A 16,522-nucleotide genomic window follows, 5' to 3' on the forward strand; every position below is an offset into this window, starting at 1 on the left:
TCCGTGTTAGTGGACCGGTTACGTCGAATCCCTGAGGCGATGCCACGGGTGCGACGGTGCGGCTGCCGTCCGCCCGTGGGGCTGAGCGGGTGGAGGTGTGCTGCGTCCACCGGCTGTACTTGCCTTCGTGCGGGCGGTGATGTCGCGGTCTTTCGCTCGCCCGCTGGTGAGGTGAGGCGTACGGCCGGTCCCGGGATATGGGGTGTACGTCCCCTACGGTGGCGTCCGGTGACATGTCTCCGTGTGCGGGAGGGGAGAGCGTGGCGTTCGTGGAGCCGGGCGGTGGCGGTGAGCCCCTGTCCCGTCGCGCGTCGGGCCCCTGGTCCGGGCGGCGTTCCTGGGCGCCGCTTGTGGCTGTGTGCGCCGGGTATTTCATGGTCATCCTGGATGTGACGGTCATCAACGTCGCCGTGCCGGTGATCGGACGGGATCTGGGCACCTCACTGACCGGCATTCAGTGGATCACCGATGGTTACACCCTGGTCTTCGCCGGTTTCCTGCTGACCGGTGGCGGGCTGGGAGACCGGCTCGGCAGCCGGCGGGTCTTCTGCTGGGGGACGGCCCTGTTCACCGTGTCCTCGGTCGCGTGTGCCCTCGCTCCCGATGCCGCCGTTCTGGTCGCTGCCCGGCTGCTGGAGGGGTTCGGCGCGGCACTGATCGTGCCCGGTTCCCTGGCCCTTCTTCAGCAGGCTTATCCGGGGCCGGTGGAACGCTCCCGGGCTTTTGGGCTCTGGGGTTCGATGGCGGGCATCGCGGCGTCGGCCGGGCCGCTGCTGGGCGGTCTGCTCGTGTCCACGGTGGGGTGGCGCTGGGTGTTCCTCATCAACCTTCCCGTCGGTGCGGCGTGCCTGTCGCTGACCCTGCGGCACGTGGCGCGTTCAGCTCGACAGGCTGCCCGGCCCCTGGACTGGCGGGCCCAGGTGGCGGTCGTGGCGGCGGTGGCGCTGCTGACCGCCGCGCTCAACGAGTCCGGACGGCGGGGCTGGACGGATCCGGCGGTGCTGGCCGGGCTGGGCTCAGCCGTGGTGGCCGGTGCGGCCTTCGTGGTGCGTGAGCGACTGGCCCGCTCGCCCGTGCTGCCTCTTCGCCTGCTGTGCTCAAGGGAGTTGAGCGGTGGGGCCGCGATCGGCCTGCTGTTCAACTTCGGCTTCTACGGGATGGTGTTCACCGCGAGCCTGGAGTTCCAGCACCAGCGCGGCTTCTCCGCCCTGCGTACCGGGCTGGCGTTGTTCCCGGCGGTGGCGATGACCATGTTCGCCTCCGTCCTGTCAGGGCGGTTGTCCCGCCGTACCGGTGATCGCCCCTTGGTCGTCGCCGGTATGCTCCTGGCCGCGCTGGGGCTCGCGGGCTGGGCCGCGGCGGGCGCCGATCCCGCCTACCCGCTGCTGGTGGCGCCCATGATGGCCGCCGGATTCGGCACGTCCTTCGCGCTCACCGGCTCCACCACGACGGTGATGGGCGCTGCGCCTGCGCCGTACTCGGGTGCCGCCTCCGCCCTGTTCAACACCGCTCGCCAGATCGGCAGCGCCACCGGCGTGGCGCTGGGAGGCAGCCTCCTCGCCGCGGCCGCGCACTACACCGGCGGGCTGCGTACCAGCATGGCCGTCGGCGCGCTCGCCTACCTGGCCGCGGCGGTCCTGGCGTGGCACTGTGTGCCGACGGGGCCACGGGGGAGATAGCGGGGCCCTGCGCGGTGCTGGTTCCCGCGGGGAGCGAGTGGCGGGACCGGGGGAGTCCTGGTGAGCGCGCTCCGAGCCTGTCCCCGGGCGCCTGGCCGGGGCGGGTGTGGGCGTCGGTCCGCGTATGCGCGCAGTCGCCGTACCTCCGCGGAATCGGGGAGGCCCGGCGGCAGCCGCTCGCGGTGAGTGCGTGTCACCGTCGGTCCGGCGGCGGACGACGGCCGGGATGCCCTCGGGCAGGCACCGGACCAGGGAGAGGAGATCAGGGAGGGGCGCGAGGGTCGCGGCGCCTGTCCACTGGAGCTTTTGCTGTACGAGCACACTCCACGGCATGCCCCGGCGCGGCGGCCGTCGTCATCGCACCGACCGCCCGCTCACCGGGAGCACACGAGCGGAAACCGCGGCGACGTGCTGTCCGAGCGGCGTCAGCCCGTGGACTCGTGAGGAGTACCCGGTTTGGGCAGCAGTCGAGCGCTGAGGCGGTCCGAGCTCGGCCAGCGCACGTCGTGGACCCAGTGAAGCTTCTCGAACACCCAGATGAGGCGGGCCGACGGGTCGAGCTGTCCCGGCAGTACGCCGTGGCGCGCGGCTGTGGGGTCGGCGTGGTGCGAGTTGTGCCAGCTCTCACCGAAGGACAGCAGTGCGAGCGGCCAGAAGTTGGTGGCCTTGTCCCGGCTGGTGAAGGGGCGCTTGCCTGCGACGTGGCAGATGGAGTTCACCGACCAGGTGACATGGTGCAGCAGCGCCATCCGTATCAAGCCGGCCCAGATGAACCCGGACAGCGCACCGGTCCAGGTACCGGTGACGAGCCCGCCGACCAGCGCCGGGGCCAGGAGCGAGACGGCGGTCAGTGGCCCGAAGAGTCGGCCTATGAGACGCAGATCGGGATCGGCGGCGATGTCGGGCGCGAACCTGGCCCGGTTGCTCAGTTCACGCTTCAGCATCCATCCGATGTGCGCGTGGAGAAGTCCCTTGAGCAGCGCGCGAATGTCGGTCCCGTAGCGCCAGGGCGAGTGCGGGTCACCCTCCCGGTCGGCGAAGGCGTGATGGCGCCGGTGGTTCGCCACCCACTGGACCGGCGAGCCCTCGACCCCCAGCGAGCCCGCGACAGCCAGAGCGATGCGCAGGCCCCGCCGTGCCTTGAACGAGCGGTGCGTGAAGAGACGGTGGTAGCCAACCGTGAGACCGAAGCCGGACACGAGGTAGGCGACCACGGCCATGCCGATGTCCAGCGCGGACAGACCCCGTCCCCATGCCAAGGGCACCGCGATGACCAGACAGATCATCGGGCCGACGACAAAGGTCCACATCGCGACCGCCGCCGCGGCCGTCTGGGGGGCGTCGAGCAGCGGCTTGACTCCGGCCTCGTGATCGGCTTCATGTTCGGCGGCGGTCTGTTCTGTACGGTCGACGTCGCTCGGCTTCATCGGTTCCTCACCATCGCTCAAGCCTTTCCGGAGCCGGTGCCGGACGACCGCCCTGGCTCACGCGCCCGTACGCGGTCAGGTGCGGCCGGCGGTCCTGGGCTCACGATGGCACCGGGCGGCATCCGCGCAGGTCGTCACGGATGTCCGGGGCATGAACGTCGTGGGACTGACTTGCCGTGGGCGCTTTCGGGAGCGCTGGTCCTCGGCGGCTGGGGAGGAGGCTGGGAACCGCTCGCCGCACCGCCCCGTACCTACCCCCGGCTGTCTTCCACGTGCACCAGTCGACCCACACCGGCACCGGGCCGGTCCTGGCGGAGTCACGTGGCCTCCCTGCCGCAATCCCCGTTCGGCGGGTCACCCGGGCCGCCGAGCCACGTCGATCGAGACCGCCGCGGCAGGACGACCGGTACGACGGGCGCCGTGGCGTCGGTGGCCGGGGCCGCTGCCGACGCCACGGTGTCCTGGCGGATCAGCCCTCTTCGGCGGTGGCGATCCGGCCGGCGTAGCGCTGCGTCCAGGTGGTGTCGGTGTCGACGGTGATGACCACGTCGTAGTAGCCCAGCTGGGTCGGCCACATGACGACGTTCGTCCTGCCCGCGGCCACCGTGACGTTCCGGGTGCTGCCGCGGTAGTCGTTGGCGGCGAGGGTGTAGCGCACCGGCTTGGTGCCGTCGTTGTGCAACGTGAGCTTCACCTGAGCCTCGATCTTGGTGCCCTCGCCCTTCAGCAGGGCGACGTCCACGTGCGGGAGGCCACCGGCCGCCCTTCCAGCGGGTGCGACCTCGCCGGCGAAGGAGCGCACGAAGCCGTCGTTGGAGTAGATCGAGAACGCGTACTTGCCGTTGGTGGCCTTGGTGTCCCAGGTGTACGTGCGTGGCTTCTGCGCGGTGACGGTGAACGGTGTGCTGGAGAACGCCTGGTACTTGTCGGGGAAGACCTGGAAACTCATGGCCTTGCCCTTCGCGCCGCCGGGCAGCGTCATCGTGGCGGTGACCGTCCCCGACGCGCGGTCCTGCGAGATCGTCGCGTGCGGATGGAAGCTCAGCGGGCGCGGCTTCATGTGGTCGGCGGCGATCGACGCCGGCTGCTCGGCGAGCGGGTCCGGGAAGGCGGCCGGCCCCGGCTGCGGGTGGGCGAAGTCGATCGCGCTGGTCAGGTCTCCCGCGATCGAGCGCCGCCAGTCGCTGATGTTGGGGCAGCGGAACGGCTTGCCGAGGTGGGCCGCCCAGGTTTCGAGGAACTTGATCGTCGAGGTGTGGTCGAAGACCTCCGAGGCGACGTACCCGCCGCGGGTCCACGGCGAGACCAGCAGCATCGGCACTCGCGGACCGAAGCCGAGCGGGTAGTCGCCGGCGTACTCGCCCGCCGTGCCCGGCTCGGGCCACGGCGGCAGCACGTGGTCGAACTTCCCGTCGTTCTCGTCGTAGTTGAGGATGAACAGGGTGTGGTTCCAGATGTCGGGGTTGCTCTGCAGGATGTCGAGCACCTTCTTGACGTAGCGCTCGCCGTGCAGGGAGTCCGCGCTCGGGTGTTCGGACCAGCCGTACGGCGCCACGAGCCAGGAGACCGCCGGCAGGGGGTGCTCCGCGCCCGGCAGGCAGGCGTCACGGAGGTCTTTGAGGACCGCGTCGAGGTTCGCCTCGGAGTCGTCGTCCGGCGAGGTCGTGCCGGAGTAGTACGTGGCGTTGCCGCGCCAGATCAGCCCGGTGCCGGGTCGCAGCTTCGGGTCGTCGGCGCTCAGCCCCTGCGGGTCGAACCCCTTGAAGTACTTCAGCTCGTTGTCGCCGTAGTCGCCGACCCAGGCGCTGAGGTAACCCTGGCGCCCGTTGCCGCTGTTGTCGGAGTAGAGCCGCCAGTCGATGCCCGCGTCCTGGAGCTGCTCGGCCACCGTGATCCAGGGACGGGAGTAGTTGGACTCGTCGCCGTTGCCCGTCTCGCTGTTGGCGGTACCGCTCCACAGGTACTTCCGATTGGGGTCGGTCGGCCCGAACTCGGAGCAGAAGTTCTGGTCGGCGATGGTGTACTGCGCGGCGACCGAGTGGTAAAAGCCCATGTAGGCGTCGCTGTGGTGGTTCATGCAGCTGGCGCCGTTGTGCTGTACCCACAGGTCCCACTTGCGATGGTTGACGTCGCCCCAGGCCCCGTGGTCGTTGCCCCAGGTCCCGTCGTCGACCCGCGGGGTGACGATGTTGCCGCTGCCGTCCTTCTGCTGGAAGACGGTGGTGCCGTCCTGGAACCGCAGCGCCTGCTTGTCGCTGAGGCCGCGTATGCCGGGGAACGTGCCGAAGTAGTGGTCGAGGGACCGGTTCTCCTGCATCAGGATCACGACGTGCTTCAGATCGGACATGTCGCCCTTGAAGCCCTTCGGCAGGACGTACCCGCGCTTCGGGGCGGCGTTCGCGCCGGTCGTCCCGGCGGTCCCGCCGAGCACCAGCGCCCCGGCGGCGACCCCCGCGCCCTGGAGGAACCGGCGGCGGGTGGTGGCGGTCGTCGTATCGGCCCGGTCGCCTGGTGCGGACTCGGGCATCGGGAAAAGTTGTTCAGACATGTTGAGGACTCTGCCGGGGGTCCGTGGCAGCGGCAACGGCCTGAATTCCACGGAGGGATGGCCGTGCGCAGAACACTTGGGGTGGGTGCGGGCTCGGAGTCCTGCTGCGTCGGGAGCTCGGTCTGTCGGAAACAGGACATCATGGTGACGCAAAGGTAAACGCCAGGCGCCGTCAGGGGATTCTGGCGGGCGCAGGCGTCCTTTCCGGACGGGGGAGTGCGCGGTATTTCCCGGGAATTAGGCCTGTCGGTGTTCTCCCGGACTTCGCCGAGGGTGCTCCCCGTTCCAAGATCGTTCGGCAGGAACGACAAGTCGCCCTGATCGAGAGCGATTCGGTGCAGGCTCCGCAGGCGCGCCAGGCCGCGGTCGCACGCGATGCCCTCGGTGACACCCTCGCTGTCGCGGTGTGCGACGGACATGTGCTGCCCCCCGCCGATCTCGACTCGCCGACGACCGGCTCGGACATGCCGGTCACCGGTGGCAGTCCGGCGGCGCGGGCCGTGCTCAAGGCCTACCTGCGGTGGGGCCGCTCCGCCCCGGCTCGTCTGGACGGGGCGTTCGCCTTCGCCGTCTGGGACGTGCGCACCGGGGAACTGCTCCTCGGCCGCGACCGGTTGGGGGGTGAAACCCCTGAGCTACGCGCTCACCCCTGACGGAGTCGTGTTCGCCTCCGACGTGGCCACCGTCGTACGCCATCCGATGGTGCGGGCCGAGCTCGACGCGGCGGGACTGGGCGCCGTTCTCACGCAGTTGCGCAGCCCCGGTCAGGGCGTACTGCGCAGCGTGCGCGTGGTACGGGCCGGTCATACCCTGTGCATCGCGACGGAGGGCCGCTCCGAGGAGCCGTACTGGCGTCCGGAGGCCCGCACTCACGAACTCGACCTCGACGGGACCGTGAAGCACCTCAGGGATCTGCTCGAGGACGCGGTGGCAAGGGTCGAGCCCGGCGAGAGAGCCGCCGTCCTGCTGTCGGGCGGACTCGACTCCAGCGTGCTGACGGGTCTTGTCGCCTCCGGTGGCGGCAGCGCGCCGCAAACCTTCACCGTGCTGTTCGGTGACACCTCCGCTCCCGTCCCGGGCCGGCCGTACGCCGAGGAGGTGGTCCGGCTGTGGGGCTGCGACCACCGGGAAGTCGCGGTCCGGCCCGAGGAGTTGCTGGACCCGGTGACGCTGGCGGAGGTGCTCGCCGCGAAGGACCAGCCGACGCCGTTCGGCGACAAGAACATCACCCCGTATCTCTTCAGCGGGCACGTGGCGCGGCATGCGCGGGTCGTGCTCAGCGGGGAAGGCGCGGACGCGCTGGGAACTGATCGCCCGGGGCCGCCCGCTGCCCGAACGTCTCGTCGTGTCGGCGTTTCCCGCGCCCCGCCTACCGCGCCACGCGGCACGGGTTTCCGACAGAACGGACGCCGAGCTGGTCGCGGACCTCGACGAACGCTACGGCGGCATCCCGCCGCAGATCGCCGCGGACGCCGATCTGACGGCTCTGCTCCTCCCGGTGTTCCGCGCGGACCTCACCCTGCTGGACAAGCACCGTCACGGGGAGGGCGAGCCGCTCCCGGTGCCCCTCGACGTGCTGGGCGGGGAGGCCGACGTCGTCCCCGCCGAGGCCCTCACACAGGGGAAGGAGCACAGCACCGAGTACGTACGCGTGCGTCGGTTCCCCGGGGGCCGCTTCTACTTCCGCGACGATCCGGTACCACTCCTGAGCCTCCTGGCCCGCCGTACCTGACCACCGCTTTCGCTCAAGGACGCCACGGCGTCCCCGAGCACTGCCGCACTGGTCCGACCGTCGGCTGCGGCACCGCCGTATGTCGGTTACGTTGGTGAAGCACCTGGTCACAGGGGGAGCACTCGCCGTATCTCACCGGGGACGCGCCATGACCGGCCTGATCGTCGTCCTGCTGTTGGTGGTCCTGGCCACCGCCGTGGCGACGGGCGCCCGCCGCTGGAGCCTGCCCGCCCCCTCGCTCCTCGTGGTCGCGGGTCTGCTCGTGGGACTGATGCCCTGGGTCCCCGAAGTCCGCCTGCCGCCTCACGTGATCAACGTGCTGGTGCTGCCACCGCTGCTCTACGCCTCGGCCGGGGAGATCTCCGTCCGCGACCTGCGTGCCGTGTGGCGGCCCGTGACCGGTCTGGTCTTCGGCCTGGTCCTCGCCTCGGCCGTCACCGTCGGGTACGTGGCCCATGCGATCACCCCGCTCACCGCCGCGACCGCGTTCATCCTCGGCTCTGTCCTGGCCAGCACCGACCCCGTGGCCGTGACCGCGCTGGGCCGGCGCCTGTCCCTCCCCCCGCGCGTGCAGGCCATGGTGCAGGCGGAAAGCCTGTTCAACGATGCCACGTCGCTGGTCCTCTACAAGGTCGCCGTGGCCACCGCGGTGTCCGGCAGCGCCATCAGCGTGCCCGGGACCGCCCTGCAGTTCCTGATCCTGGCAGGAGGGGGAGCCCTCATCGGCGCCGCGGTCGCCGCAGTGGTGACCCTGATCCGCAGACGGACCGACGATCCCATGCTGGAGACCGTCATCGCACTGGTCACTCCGTACGCCTCCTACGTCGTCGCGGAACAGTCGCACACGTCCGGCGTGACCGCCGTCATCGTGTCCGGGGTCGTCCTCGGCAGCACCGGCCACAAGCTCGGCAACGCCTCCGTCCGCCTCCAGGTCCACGCCGTCTACGACACCGTGACCTTCCTGCTGGAGAGCGTCGTCTTCGCCCTGATCGGCCTTGAGGTTCCCTCGACCGTCCGTCATCTCGCGCGCGACGAGCACGGCTGGCCGCTGTGGGTGCCGGTGATCGCCTTCACGCTGCTGGCGATCCGCCTGCTGTGGATCTTCCCGTTGTCCGCCCTGATCCACCGCCGGCACGGGGAGGGCGACAACCGCCTCTCCTGGCGCGTTCCGGCCGTCCTGTCCTGGGCGGGCACCCGAGGCGTCATGCCGCTGGCCGCCGCGCTCTCCATCCCCCTGGCCACCCACACAGGGGCGCCGCTGCCGCACCGGGCACTCATTCTCATGCTCACCACCGGGACCGTCGCGGTCACCCTCGTCTTCCAGGGTTTCACCCTGGCCCCGGTCGTCCGCCGCTCCGGCATCGCTCTGGAACCGGAGCACACCGTCCGCGAGGAGGCCCGGACCCGCCGACGCATCGCGCACGCCGCCCTCGACGAACTCAAACTGCTGGGCGATCTGGATCAGCTCGCCGATCTCGGTGCCGCCGCGGAGGGCGCGCTCAAACAGGCCCGTCGTCATCTGGAAGCCCGCATCCACCAGGTCGAGGACGCCCACTACAGCGACCCGGACGCCCGTCCTGCCGACGCCTACCGCGAGATTCGCCGGACACTCATCGCGATCGAGGCGGCCGAGCTCCAGCGCCTCTACGAGGCGAACAGGATCAGCAACGCCACCCGGCGCCGGATCCAGTACGAACTCGACCTCGAAGAAGCCAGCCTCCGCCCCCGTGACTGACTGCCGCATCCGTGAAGGACCGGGACGCAGCCGAGGCCGGCAAGGCAAGATCGGACCAGGAGGTATCCGTAACCGTGCGATGTCGGGACGTGCGTGTCTGTGAAGGGGATCGCGATGGTGCCGGACCAGGTGACCTCATGACATGGCCGCACGAGCGACCGCACGCGGTCGTCGCACTGGCGTTGCCGGGAGTCGTGGCATTCGATCTCGCCACCGCCGCTCAGGTCTTCGGGTTCCGCGACGAAGCCGCGCGCTACTCGTTCACCGTGTGCGGGCTGCGACCGGGCCCGGTCCCCACCTCGACGGGCTTCGACATCGACGCAGCGGCAGGCCTCGAAGCCGTGGCCACGGCTGACACGGTGATCGTGCCCGGTTTCTACCCACCGGTGGAACCGGACGCCGCCGTGCGCGAGGCACTGTGGTCCGCCCACGACCGTGGCGCACGCCTGGCCTCGGTATGTCTGGGCGCGTTCGCGCTGGCCGCCGCCGGTCTGCTCGACGGCCGCAGGGCCACTACCCACTGGCGCGAAGCCGACGAGTTCCGCCGGCGCTACCCGAGCGTGTGGCTCGACCCGGACGTGCTGTTCGTCGACGGTGGCAGCATCCTCACCGGCGCGGGCCAGTCCGGAAGCATCGACTTCTACATCCACGTGATCCGCTCGGACTTCGGGGCGGGCGTCGCCGACACGGTGGCCCGCCGCATGGTCGTGGCCACCCACCGCTCCGGCGACCAGGCCCAGGACCCGCGCAGGGAGGCGCGCGACGACGACGCCGACCAGTTCGCCCGAACCCTCGAATGGGCGATCCAACGGCTGCACCAGCCGCTGTCGCTGACCCACCTGGCCCGGCATGCGGGCATGCCCACGCGCACGTTCTCCCGCCGATTCCGTGACCGAACCCGCATGACACCGATGCGCTGGCTCTCCTCGCAACGCGTACTGGAGGCGCAACGGCTCCTCGAAACGACCGACCTGCCGGTGGACCACATCGCCGAGCGGTGCGGGCTGGGCACCGCGGGCAACCTGCGCCTGCACATGTCGCGCGCGCTGGGTACGACACCCACCGAATACCGCCGAGCCCACCGCCGTGTCCCGGAGGGGCCCCCGGCATGACAGCGCGGGTGGCGCAAGTCTGACGACAGCTGGCCGGATCGGCACGATCACGACCCCGCCGGGCTGCGACCTTGGGCACATGACCAACTTCGACAAGCTGCTCGAGAACAACAAGCGGTTCGCGGCCACCGACTTCAGGGACCACCTGCCGGAGATACCGTTCCTGCCCAACCAGCAGGTCTATGTCCTGACCTGCATCGATCCTCGTGTCGACCCCGCGGCCGTCCTCGGTCTGCGACTCGGGGACGCGATCGTGGCACGTACCGTCGGCGGCCGGGTGAACCAGTCGTTCCTCGACGATCTCGCATGGATCAGCTACCTGCACGAGACGGTGACCCCCGACGCCGACTGGTTCGAACTGGCCGTCATCCACCACACCGACTGCGGATCGGCCCTGATGGCTGACGACAGGCTGAGGCGCGGCTTCGTCCAGCGTGGCTTCGAGGAGACGGCCCTGCGGGCCACCGCGGTCACCGATCCGGCCGCCACCGTTCGCATCGACGTCGACAAGATCCTGCGTTCGCCCTCCGCCTCGGGCCGCATTCGAGTCTCGGGCTACAGCTACGACACCGCCACCGGTCACCTCACCCTGGTCACGCCACCGCGATCCAGGGACGAATGACCCGGCACCGCGGGGACTTCCCTCCGGTGGTGGCGCGACGAGTCGTTCGTGCGTGGGGACACACCACCGCTCTTGTCCGTCGCGCCCGCACCGACTAACTTGTGGGTACAGGTTTGAGCTTGTTCCTACAAGTCAGGGAGTGTGATGACAGGCCAGGGTGAAGCCCTCTACCTGGACATGGCCGGGCGGCTGCGCGAGGCGATCGCCGACGGGCAGTTCCCTCCGGGGTCCCGGCTGCCCTCGGAACACGTCCTCGCCCAGGAGTACGGCGTGTCCCGCAACACGGTGCGGCGTGCCCTGGAGGTCCTGCGTGAGGACGGTCTGATGTCCTCGCAGCAGGGCGCGCGCCGCACGGTGCTCGCCCTGCCCAGGCTGCAGAACTTCGGGGAGCTGCGGTCGTTCTCGCGCTGGGCCCGTTCGATCGGGGAGGTGCCGTCCGGACGCGTCGACGTGCTCGAGCGCAGGCCCGCCGATGAGGAGCAGGCGCACGAGCTCGGACTGGAGCCCGGCGACCCGGTGGTCTACCTCGTGCGTGTCAGGCTGCTGACCGGCGTCCCGGTGATGATCGAGCGTACGGCCTATCCGGAGCGGGTCGGTGTGCTGTTCTCCTACGTCGACCTGGAGCGGGAGTCGATCTGCGAACGGCTGGAGGAGCACGGGATCGTCTTCGCGCACGCCGAACACGCCATCGACGCGGTCAACGCCGACGCCGAGGACGCCCGGCTGCTGGAGGTCCCGCCCGGCACCGCGCTGCTGCGCGAGCGGCGACGCTCCACCGACCACCAGGGCCGGCCCCTGGAATGGTCGCAGGACCGCTACCTCGGCGACGCCGTCGCCTTCACCATCCGCAACTCGATCGCTGCTTCTCCCCTCGTCCGCGACCTGCCCCCTGCGACCTGAAGGTGACAACCACCATGCAGACCGAGCTGATCCGCCAGGACGGGGCGCGTTTTCCCGCCCTGTGGCTTCGCGACAACTGCCCGTGCGGCGCGTGCCAGATCCCTGGCAGTGGCCAGAAGCTGTTCGACCTCGCCGACCTCGCGCCCGACATCGTGATCGCGCAGGCCGAGGACGATGCCGACGGCGTGCGGATCGTGTTCGCCCCGGACGGGCACCGCTCGCACTTCACCCACACCTGGCTGGACACCCACCGGCCCGGCACGGCACCGCCGTACGACGACCGCGCCGAGGACGCCAAAGCGCTCTGGACCGCTGCCGACCTGGACGCCCTACCCTCGGGCGCCTGGCCCTCCTTCGCCGACGACCCCGCCGAACGCGCGCGCTGCCTGGACGCGTTGCTGACCCAGGGCTTCGTCGTCCTCCACGGCGTACCCGTCGCGGACCGCGCCGTACTGGACGTCGCGAGGGCGTTCGGCTACGTGCGCGAGACCAACTACGGCGAGATGTTCGAGGTACGCGTCGAGGAGAATCCGGCGAACCTGGCGTTCACTTCCCGTCAGATCCTGCCCCACACCGACAACCCCTATCGGGACCCGGTCCCGACGATCCAGCTGCTGCACTGCCTGGCCAATGCGGCGCAGGGCGGCGACTCAGGCCTGGTGGACGGCTTCCACGCGGCCGCGACGCTGCGCCGTGAGCAGCCGGACGCCTTCGACGTGCTCACCCGCACTCCCGTGACCTTCCGCTACGCCGATTCCGGTGCGGACCTGAGTACGACCGCCCCGCTCATCGGTCTCGATCCACTCGGCTGGATCAGGCAGATCCGGTTCAACAACCGCTCCATGCGGCCGATCACGCTGGAACCGGACCGCATCGCTGCCTTCTACCAGGCCTACCGTGTCTTCTCCGAACTGCTCTACCGCCCGGCCGCGCGGATCGGCTTCCGTCTCGAACCCGGCGACTGCGTGATCTTCGACAACACCCGGATCCTGCACGCCCGTTCCGCGTTCACCGCCGACGGCGCCCGGCACCTGCAAGGCTGCTACGCCGACCTCGACGCCGCCGCCAGCGAGCTGGCCGTCCTGCGCCGCGCGCTCGGCATCGTCGCCGAACTCGAACAGCTCTTCACCGACCAGGGCGCCGGCGAGTACCTCGGCGAACCGGTCACCCAGGCCGAGCACATGCTGCAGACCGCCGCACACGCCGAGGCGGCAGGCGCCCCCGACGCCCTCGTCGCGGCCGCGCTCCTGCACGACATCGGCCACTTCACGGGCGGGATCAGCGGCCACCAGCTGATGAACGGCACCGACAACCGGCACAGCCACACCGGCGCCGACCGTCTCGCCGCCTGGTTCCCGAAGGACGTGACCGAACCCGTCCGCCTGCACGTCGCGGCCAAGCGCTACCTGTGCGCCGTCGAACCCGGCTACCTCCAACGCCTCTCACCGGCCTCCCTCTACACCCTCAACGTGCAGGGCGGCCCCATGTCGGACGCCGAAGCCGACCGGTTCGCCGCCCTGCCGCACGCCGAACAGGCCGTAGCCCTCAGGCGCTGGGACGAGGCAGCCAAGGACCCGCGAGCCACCGTGCCGGCCTTCGCGCACTACCGCCCACTCCTGGCGCGTCTGCTGCGCACCTGAGAGATGACGAAAGCCGGACACCGGCGGCCTTGATCAGGTGGGCCGGATGGGAGTGTGCGCCGGGGCGGTGCGCGGTGGTGTTCAAGTCTCCTGATCCTGCTGCCAGGGCTGCTGGTGCAGGATTGCCGCCGTCCGGCCGTCCGCAGGGAGGAAGGCCTCCAGTTTCAGCTCGGCCAGGGTCACGTCCACCGCCGTCGCGAAGGTCGTGACGGTGGTGATCAACCGCAGCTCACCCCAGGGGCTCCGCAATTCCAGCGGGACGGCGAAGCCCAGGTACGGGCCCTGGACCGGAGGCCCGGTGGGCACGTAGCCCGCCAGCTCCTCCACCAGCCGGTTCCGCTCCCGGCCGCCCCCGGACCGGCCTTCCGCCTCCAGCCGGCGCAGCCGCTCGACGATGTGCCGGCCCCAGGCCGCGAGATTCACCACCCTCGGTGCCAGCCCCCTCGGGTGGAGCGCCATTCGGTACATGTTCGCGCCGGACCGGCACAGCTCCGGATCTGCGCCCAGCGTGAGAAGCACGAACGCCGCATTGGCCGCCACCAGGCCGCCCCCACCGTCCACCACGACGGCCGGGTACGGCAGGTGCCCGTCCAGGATGCTCCGCAGCGCCTCCCGTACGGGCGCCAGGCCGGCGGCGTCCAGGGGAGTCTCCGGATACGCTGCCGCGTAACCCGCCGCAAGCAGCAGTTCGTTCCGCTCCCGCAACGGCAACTCCAACGACTCGGCCAGCCGCAGCACCATCGTGCGCCCCGGGACCGAGCGACCGCTCTCGATGAAGCTGACGTGCCGCTGCGTCGTCCCGGCCCGGTTCGCCAGCTCCAACTGGCTGATCTGCCGTCCGGTACGGCGCGCCCGCAGCGCTTCGGGAAAGTCCACCGAGAGGTTATAACCGTCGCTCCGCCGAACGCGCCATTCCTCCCGGGGAATTGAGCGGCATCCCCGGTGCGCCCAGGGTGACGGGTATGACAGCGACGGGTATGACGGACACGATCCGGGTCGGCGTGTTCCTGCCGACCAGCAAGAGCCAATGGGGTCCCGGTACGGACCCTCGGGAACTGATCGACTTCGCCGCCAGGGCCGAACGGCTCGGCTACGACTCGGTGTTCGTCGGCGACTCGATCCGGGTGCCGATCGTCGACCCGCTCGCCATGCTCTCCGCCCTGGCCGTCGTCACCGAGCGGCTGACCCTCGGCACCGGTGTCCTCATGCCCGTACTCCGGCGGCCGGTCCAGACCGCACACGCGTTGGCCTCGGTCGACCGGCTCGCCGGCGGACGCCTGACCGTCGGCGTCGGAGCCGGCTTCCCCGGGACATTCGGACGGCCGCTCCACACGCTGTCAGAAGTCTCCTGGGCGCGGCGCTTCGCACGACTCGACGAAACCGTCACGCTCTGGCGGCAGATCTGGAAGGCCGACGGTCACACCTCCTTCCACGGCGAACTCCTGCACTTCGACGACATCCCGCCGTCGATCGGGCCCTACCGCCCCGGCGGGCCACCGCTGTGGCTCGGCGGCGCCACCCCGGCAGCACTCGCCCGCACCGGACGCCACTACGACGGCTGGTTCCCGTATCCACCGGACCCGCATGACTACCGGACCGGCCTGGCCGACCTCCGCCGGACCGCCGTCGAAGCAGGACGAGACCCGGGAACGATCACCCCTGCGGTCTTCGTCAACGTCCGGACCGCCGACAGCATCGAATCCTGCAGGCGCTCACTCGACGAGTTCGCGAGAGTCAACTACGGCCTTCCGCTCGAGGACTTGGAGAAGATCCAGGCCGTCGCTGCGGGAACGGCCGCACAACTCGCCGACCGGCTGACCCCGTACATCGAAGCCGGCGCCCGCGACCTGATCCTCCGCCTCGGCGCACTCACTCTCCGCGAGCAACTCGCACAGCTGGAACGGCTCGTCGGCCTCCTCCCGCTCCTCCGTCCTGCCTGATCCGTGGGCCGGGCCCAGCCGTGCGTGCTACGGCCCGGCCTCATCCGAAGACGTCAGTCACCGCGCCGTCGGTCAGCCCATGCTCTTGGCGCCGTCCAGGGACTCGCGGATGATGTCGGCGTGGCCGGCGTGCTGAGCGGTCTCGGCGATGACGTGCATCAGCACCCGGCGGGCCGACCACTGCGCGCCGGGCTCGAACCACGGGGCCTTCGGCAGCGGATGGGTGGCCGCCAGGTCGGGCAGCGTGGCGACCAGGTCGTCTGTCCGGCGGGCCACCTCGGCGTAGTCGGCCAGCACGCCGGCCAGCGTCTCACCGGGCAGCAGCCGGAACTGGTCGGCCCGCCGGGCCCAGTCGGCCTCGGTCATGGCCGTGAAGTCCGGCATCGCCGACGGGCCGTTCAGGATGAAGTCCACCCAGTTCCGTTCGACCGCGGTGACGTGCTTGATCAAGCCGCCCAGACAGAGCTCGCTGGCGGTGGTCCGCCGGCCTGCCTGCTCGTCGGTGAGGTCACGGGTGGTGAAGCGCAGGAAGTGCCGGTGCTTGGTCAGCATCTCCAGCAAATCGGCGCGCTCACCGGTGACGGCCGGGTCCCCAGCCAGGTCGCGGGTGGTCTGCTCGTTGAAAGTCATCGTCTTCGCCTTCCGGTGTTCCTGCTCTGTCGGTCAAGGACCACGCTATGGGCCATGGAGGTCAGATCACGTCCTAATTCGCGAACGATGCCGGACGCACCTTCCTCGGCGGCCCTCGACCACGAGACGAAGTGGCGCGCGAGATGCCGAGAGTGCCCAGGCGGCGCCCCGGTCTCTTCATCGTCGACCTCGACGGATCGATGATCGGCCAGATCACGCTCTACGGGAACACCAGACACCTTCGTCAAGCTGACGGAGCACGCTGGTGCAGCCGGCACGACGCCCATGACGGCTCGCGGTGCACGCGAGTACAGGTCGACCGGGATGCGGCCTGGCGCCCTCACGGCGTCCGCTGCCGAGGGCATCCTGGTCGCGGCCCGATTCACCAGACCGGCGGGCAGCTTGTTGTTCTCCGCGACCGCCGGTGTGCACCGTCGCGTGCCCGGCCAGAGAAGCGGCAACCGGACGAGAGCTGCCGCGCACGTCGAAGGCGCCGGTCGGCAAGGTCTGGTAGGCATCCGGGTTCCTGTACTCCTCGTCGATCCAGCCGCAGCGGG

Annotated in this window: 13 protein-coding genes and 1 pseudogene; 10 read left to right on the forward strand and 4 right to left on the reverse strand. The window is 70.3% G+C overall.

Annotation, left to right across the window (positions count from 1 at the left end):
- Window positions 1-233 precede the first annotated feature (233 nt).
- Window positions 234-1,679 carry an MFS transporter gene (locus BIV25_RS31740; RefSeq protein ID WP_079177005.1) on the forward strand — a complete coding sequence of 482 codons (1,446 nt, stop codon included), beginning with the start codon at window positions 234-236 and terminating at the stop codon, window positions 1,677-1,679.
- A gap of 425 nt (window positions 1,680-2,104) precedes the next feature.
- Here BIV25_RS31740 and BIV25_RS31745 read toward each other — a convergent pair whose 3' ends face one another.
- Together BIV25_RS31745 and BIV25_RS31750 are read right to left on the reverse strand one after the other, a co-directional pair.
- Window positions 2,105-3,106, reverse strand: coding sequence for a fatty acid desaturase (locus BIV25_RS31745; protein ID WP_071375932.1), 1,002 nt, complete (start codon window positions 3,104-3,106; stop codon window positions 2,105-2,107).
- Between the two features lie 469 nt (window positions 3,107-3,575).
- A complete protein-coding gene (locus BIV25_RS31750; protein WP_071375933.1) occupies window positions 3,576-5,654 on the reverse strand; it encodes an alkaline phosphatase family protein in 2,079 nt (692 codons plus the stop codon).
- Between the two features lie 335 nt (window positions 5,655-5,989).
- Between BIV25_RS31750 and BIV25_RS31755 the strand changes: the two genes are divergently transcribed.
- The 8 genes and pseudogenes from BIV25_RS31755 to BIV25_RS31785 all read left to right on the forward strand — a co-directional run bounded on the left by BIV25_RS31755 (window position 5,990) and on the right by BIV25_RS31785 (window position 13,395).
- Complete coding sequence (locus tag BIV25_RS31755) at window positions 5,990-6,307, forward strand: hypothetical protein (RefSeq protein WP_071375934.1); 318 nt, start codon at window positions 5,990-5,992, stop codon at window positions 6,305-6,307.
- 46 nt (window positions 6,308-6,353) lie between these two features.
- A pseudogene (locus BIV25_RS54625) lies at window positions 6,354-6,944 on the forward strand (asparagine synthase-related protein); the annotation flags it as partial.
- Window positions 6,916-7,386 (forward strand): thioesterase II family protein, encoded by a 471-nt coding sequence (locus BIV25_RS53385; RefSeq protein ID WP_071375935.1) that lies wholly within the window; start codon window positions 6,916-6,918, stop codon window positions 7,384-7,386. The pseudogene BIV25_RS54625 and the gene BIV25_RS53385, both read left to right, overlap by 29 nt.
- A gap of 148 nt (window positions 7,387-7,534) precedes the next feature.
- The gene (locus BIV25_RS31765; RefSeq protein WP_071375936.1) at window positions 7,535-9,121 is read left to right on the forward strand and encodes a Na+/H+ antiporter; all 1,587 of its coding nucleotides are present in this window, start codon (window positions 7,535-7,537) and stop codon (window positions 9,119-9,121) included.
- A gap of 137 nt (window positions 9,122-9,258) precedes the next feature.
- A complete protein-coding gene (locus BIV25_RS31770; protein ID WP_071375937.1) occupies window positions 9,259-10,233 on the forward strand; it encodes a GlxA family transcriptional regulator in 975 nt (324 codons plus the stop codon).
- Between the two features lie 79 nt (window positions 10,234-10,312).
- Window positions 10,313-10,855, forward strand: a complete 543-nt coding sequence (locus BIV25_RS31775; RefSeq protein WP_071375938.1) for a carbonic anhydrase — start codon at window positions 10,313-10,315, stop codon at window positions 10,853-10,855.
- A gap of 144 nt (window positions 10,856-10,999) precedes the next feature.
- Window positions 11,000-11,755 (forward strand): GntR family transcriptional regulator, encoded by a 756-nt coding sequence (locus BIV25_RS31780; RefSeq protein ID WP_071375939.1) that lies wholly within the window; start codon window positions 11,000-11,002, stop codon window positions 11,753-11,755.
- Between the two features lie 14 nt (window positions 11,756-11,769).
- Window positions 11,770-13,395, forward strand: coding sequence for a phosphonate degradation HD-domain oxygenase (locus BIV25_RS31785; protein ID WP_071375940.1), 1,626 nt, complete (start codon window positions 11,770-11,772; stop codon window positions 13,393-13,395).
- A gap of 81 nt (window positions 13,396-13,476) precedes the next feature.
- Here the strand turns inward: BIV25_RS31785 and BIV25_RS31790 are convergent, their stop codons facing one another.
- Window positions 13,477-14,271, reverse strand: a complete 795-nt coding sequence (locus BIV25_RS31790; protein ID WP_071375941.1) for a helix-turn-helix domain-containing protein — start codon at window positions 14,269-14,271, stop codon at window positions 13,477-13,479.
- Between the two features lie 101 nt (window positions 14,272-14,372).
- On the opposite strand from BIV25_RS31790, the gene BIV25_RS31795 reads away from it, so the two are divergent.
- A complete protein-coding gene (locus BIV25_RS31795; protein WP_071375942.1) occupies window positions 14,373-15,335 on the forward strand; it encodes an LLM class flavin-dependent oxidoreductase in 963 nt (320 codons plus the stop codon).
- 72 nt (window positions 15,336-15,407) lie between these two features.
- Here the strand turns inward: BIV25_RS31795 and BIV25_RS31800 are convergent, their stop codons facing one another.
- A complete protein-coding gene (locus BIV25_RS31800) occupies window positions 15,408-15,965 on the reverse strand; it encodes a DinB family protein (protein ID WP_071375943.1) in 558 nt (185 codons plus the stop codon).
- Window positions 15,966-16,522: the final 557 nt, after the last annotated feature.

Origin of the sequence: Streptomyces sp. MUSC 14 (genome assembly GCF_001866675.1) — a bacterium.
Classification (GTDB): Bacteria; Actinomycetota; Actinomycetes; order Streptomycetales; family Streptomycetaceae; genus Streptomyces.

Bases quoted from the DNA above. Each gene is read 5' to 3' on its own strand.
- BIV25_RS31745 (WP_071375932.1), bottom strand. From the start codon at position 3,106: ATGAAGCCGAGCGACGTCGACCGTACAGAACAGACCGCCGCCGAACAT.
- BIV25_RS31780 (WP_071375939.1), top strand. From the start codon at position 11,000: ATGACAGGCCAGGGTGAAGCCCTCTACCTGGACATGGCCGGGCGGCTG.
- BIV25_RS31775 (WP_071375938.1), top strand. From the start codon at position 10,313: ATGACCAACTTCGACAAGCTGCTCGAGAACAACAAGCGGTTCGCGGCC.
- BIV25_RS53385 (WP_071375935.1), top strand. From the start codon at position 6,916: ATGCGCGGGTCGTGCTCAGCGGGGAAGGCGCGGACGCGCTGGGAACTG.
- BIV25_RS31785 (WP_071375940.1), top strand. From the start codon at position 11,770: ATGCAGACCGAGCTGATCCGCCAGGACGGGGCGCGTTTTCCCGCCCTG.
- BIV25_RS31800 (WP_071375943.1), bottom strand. From the start codon at position 15,965: ATGACTTTCAACGAGCAGACCACCCGCGACCTGGCTGGGGACCCGGCC.
- BIV25_RS31795 (WP_071375942.1), top strand. From the start codon at position 14,373: ATGACGGACACGATCCGGGTCGGCGTGTTCCTGCCGACCAGCAAGAGC.
- BIV25_RS31765 (WP_071375936.1), top strand. From the start codon at position 7,535: ATGACCGGCCTGATCGTCGTCCTGCTGTTGGTGGTCCTGGCCACCGCC.
- BIV25_RS31740 (WP_079177005.1), top strand. From the start codon at position 234: ATGTCTCCGTGTGCGGGAGGGGAGAGCGTGGCGTTCGTGGAGCCGGGC.
- BIV25_RS31750 (WP_071375933.1), bottom strand. From the start codon at position 5,654: ATGTCTGAACAACTTTTCCCGATGCCCGAGTCCGCACCAGGCGACCGG.
- BIV25_RS31770 (WP_071375937.1), top strand. From the start codon at position 9,259: ATGACATGGCCGCACGAGCGACCGCACGCGGTCGTCGCACTGGCGTTG.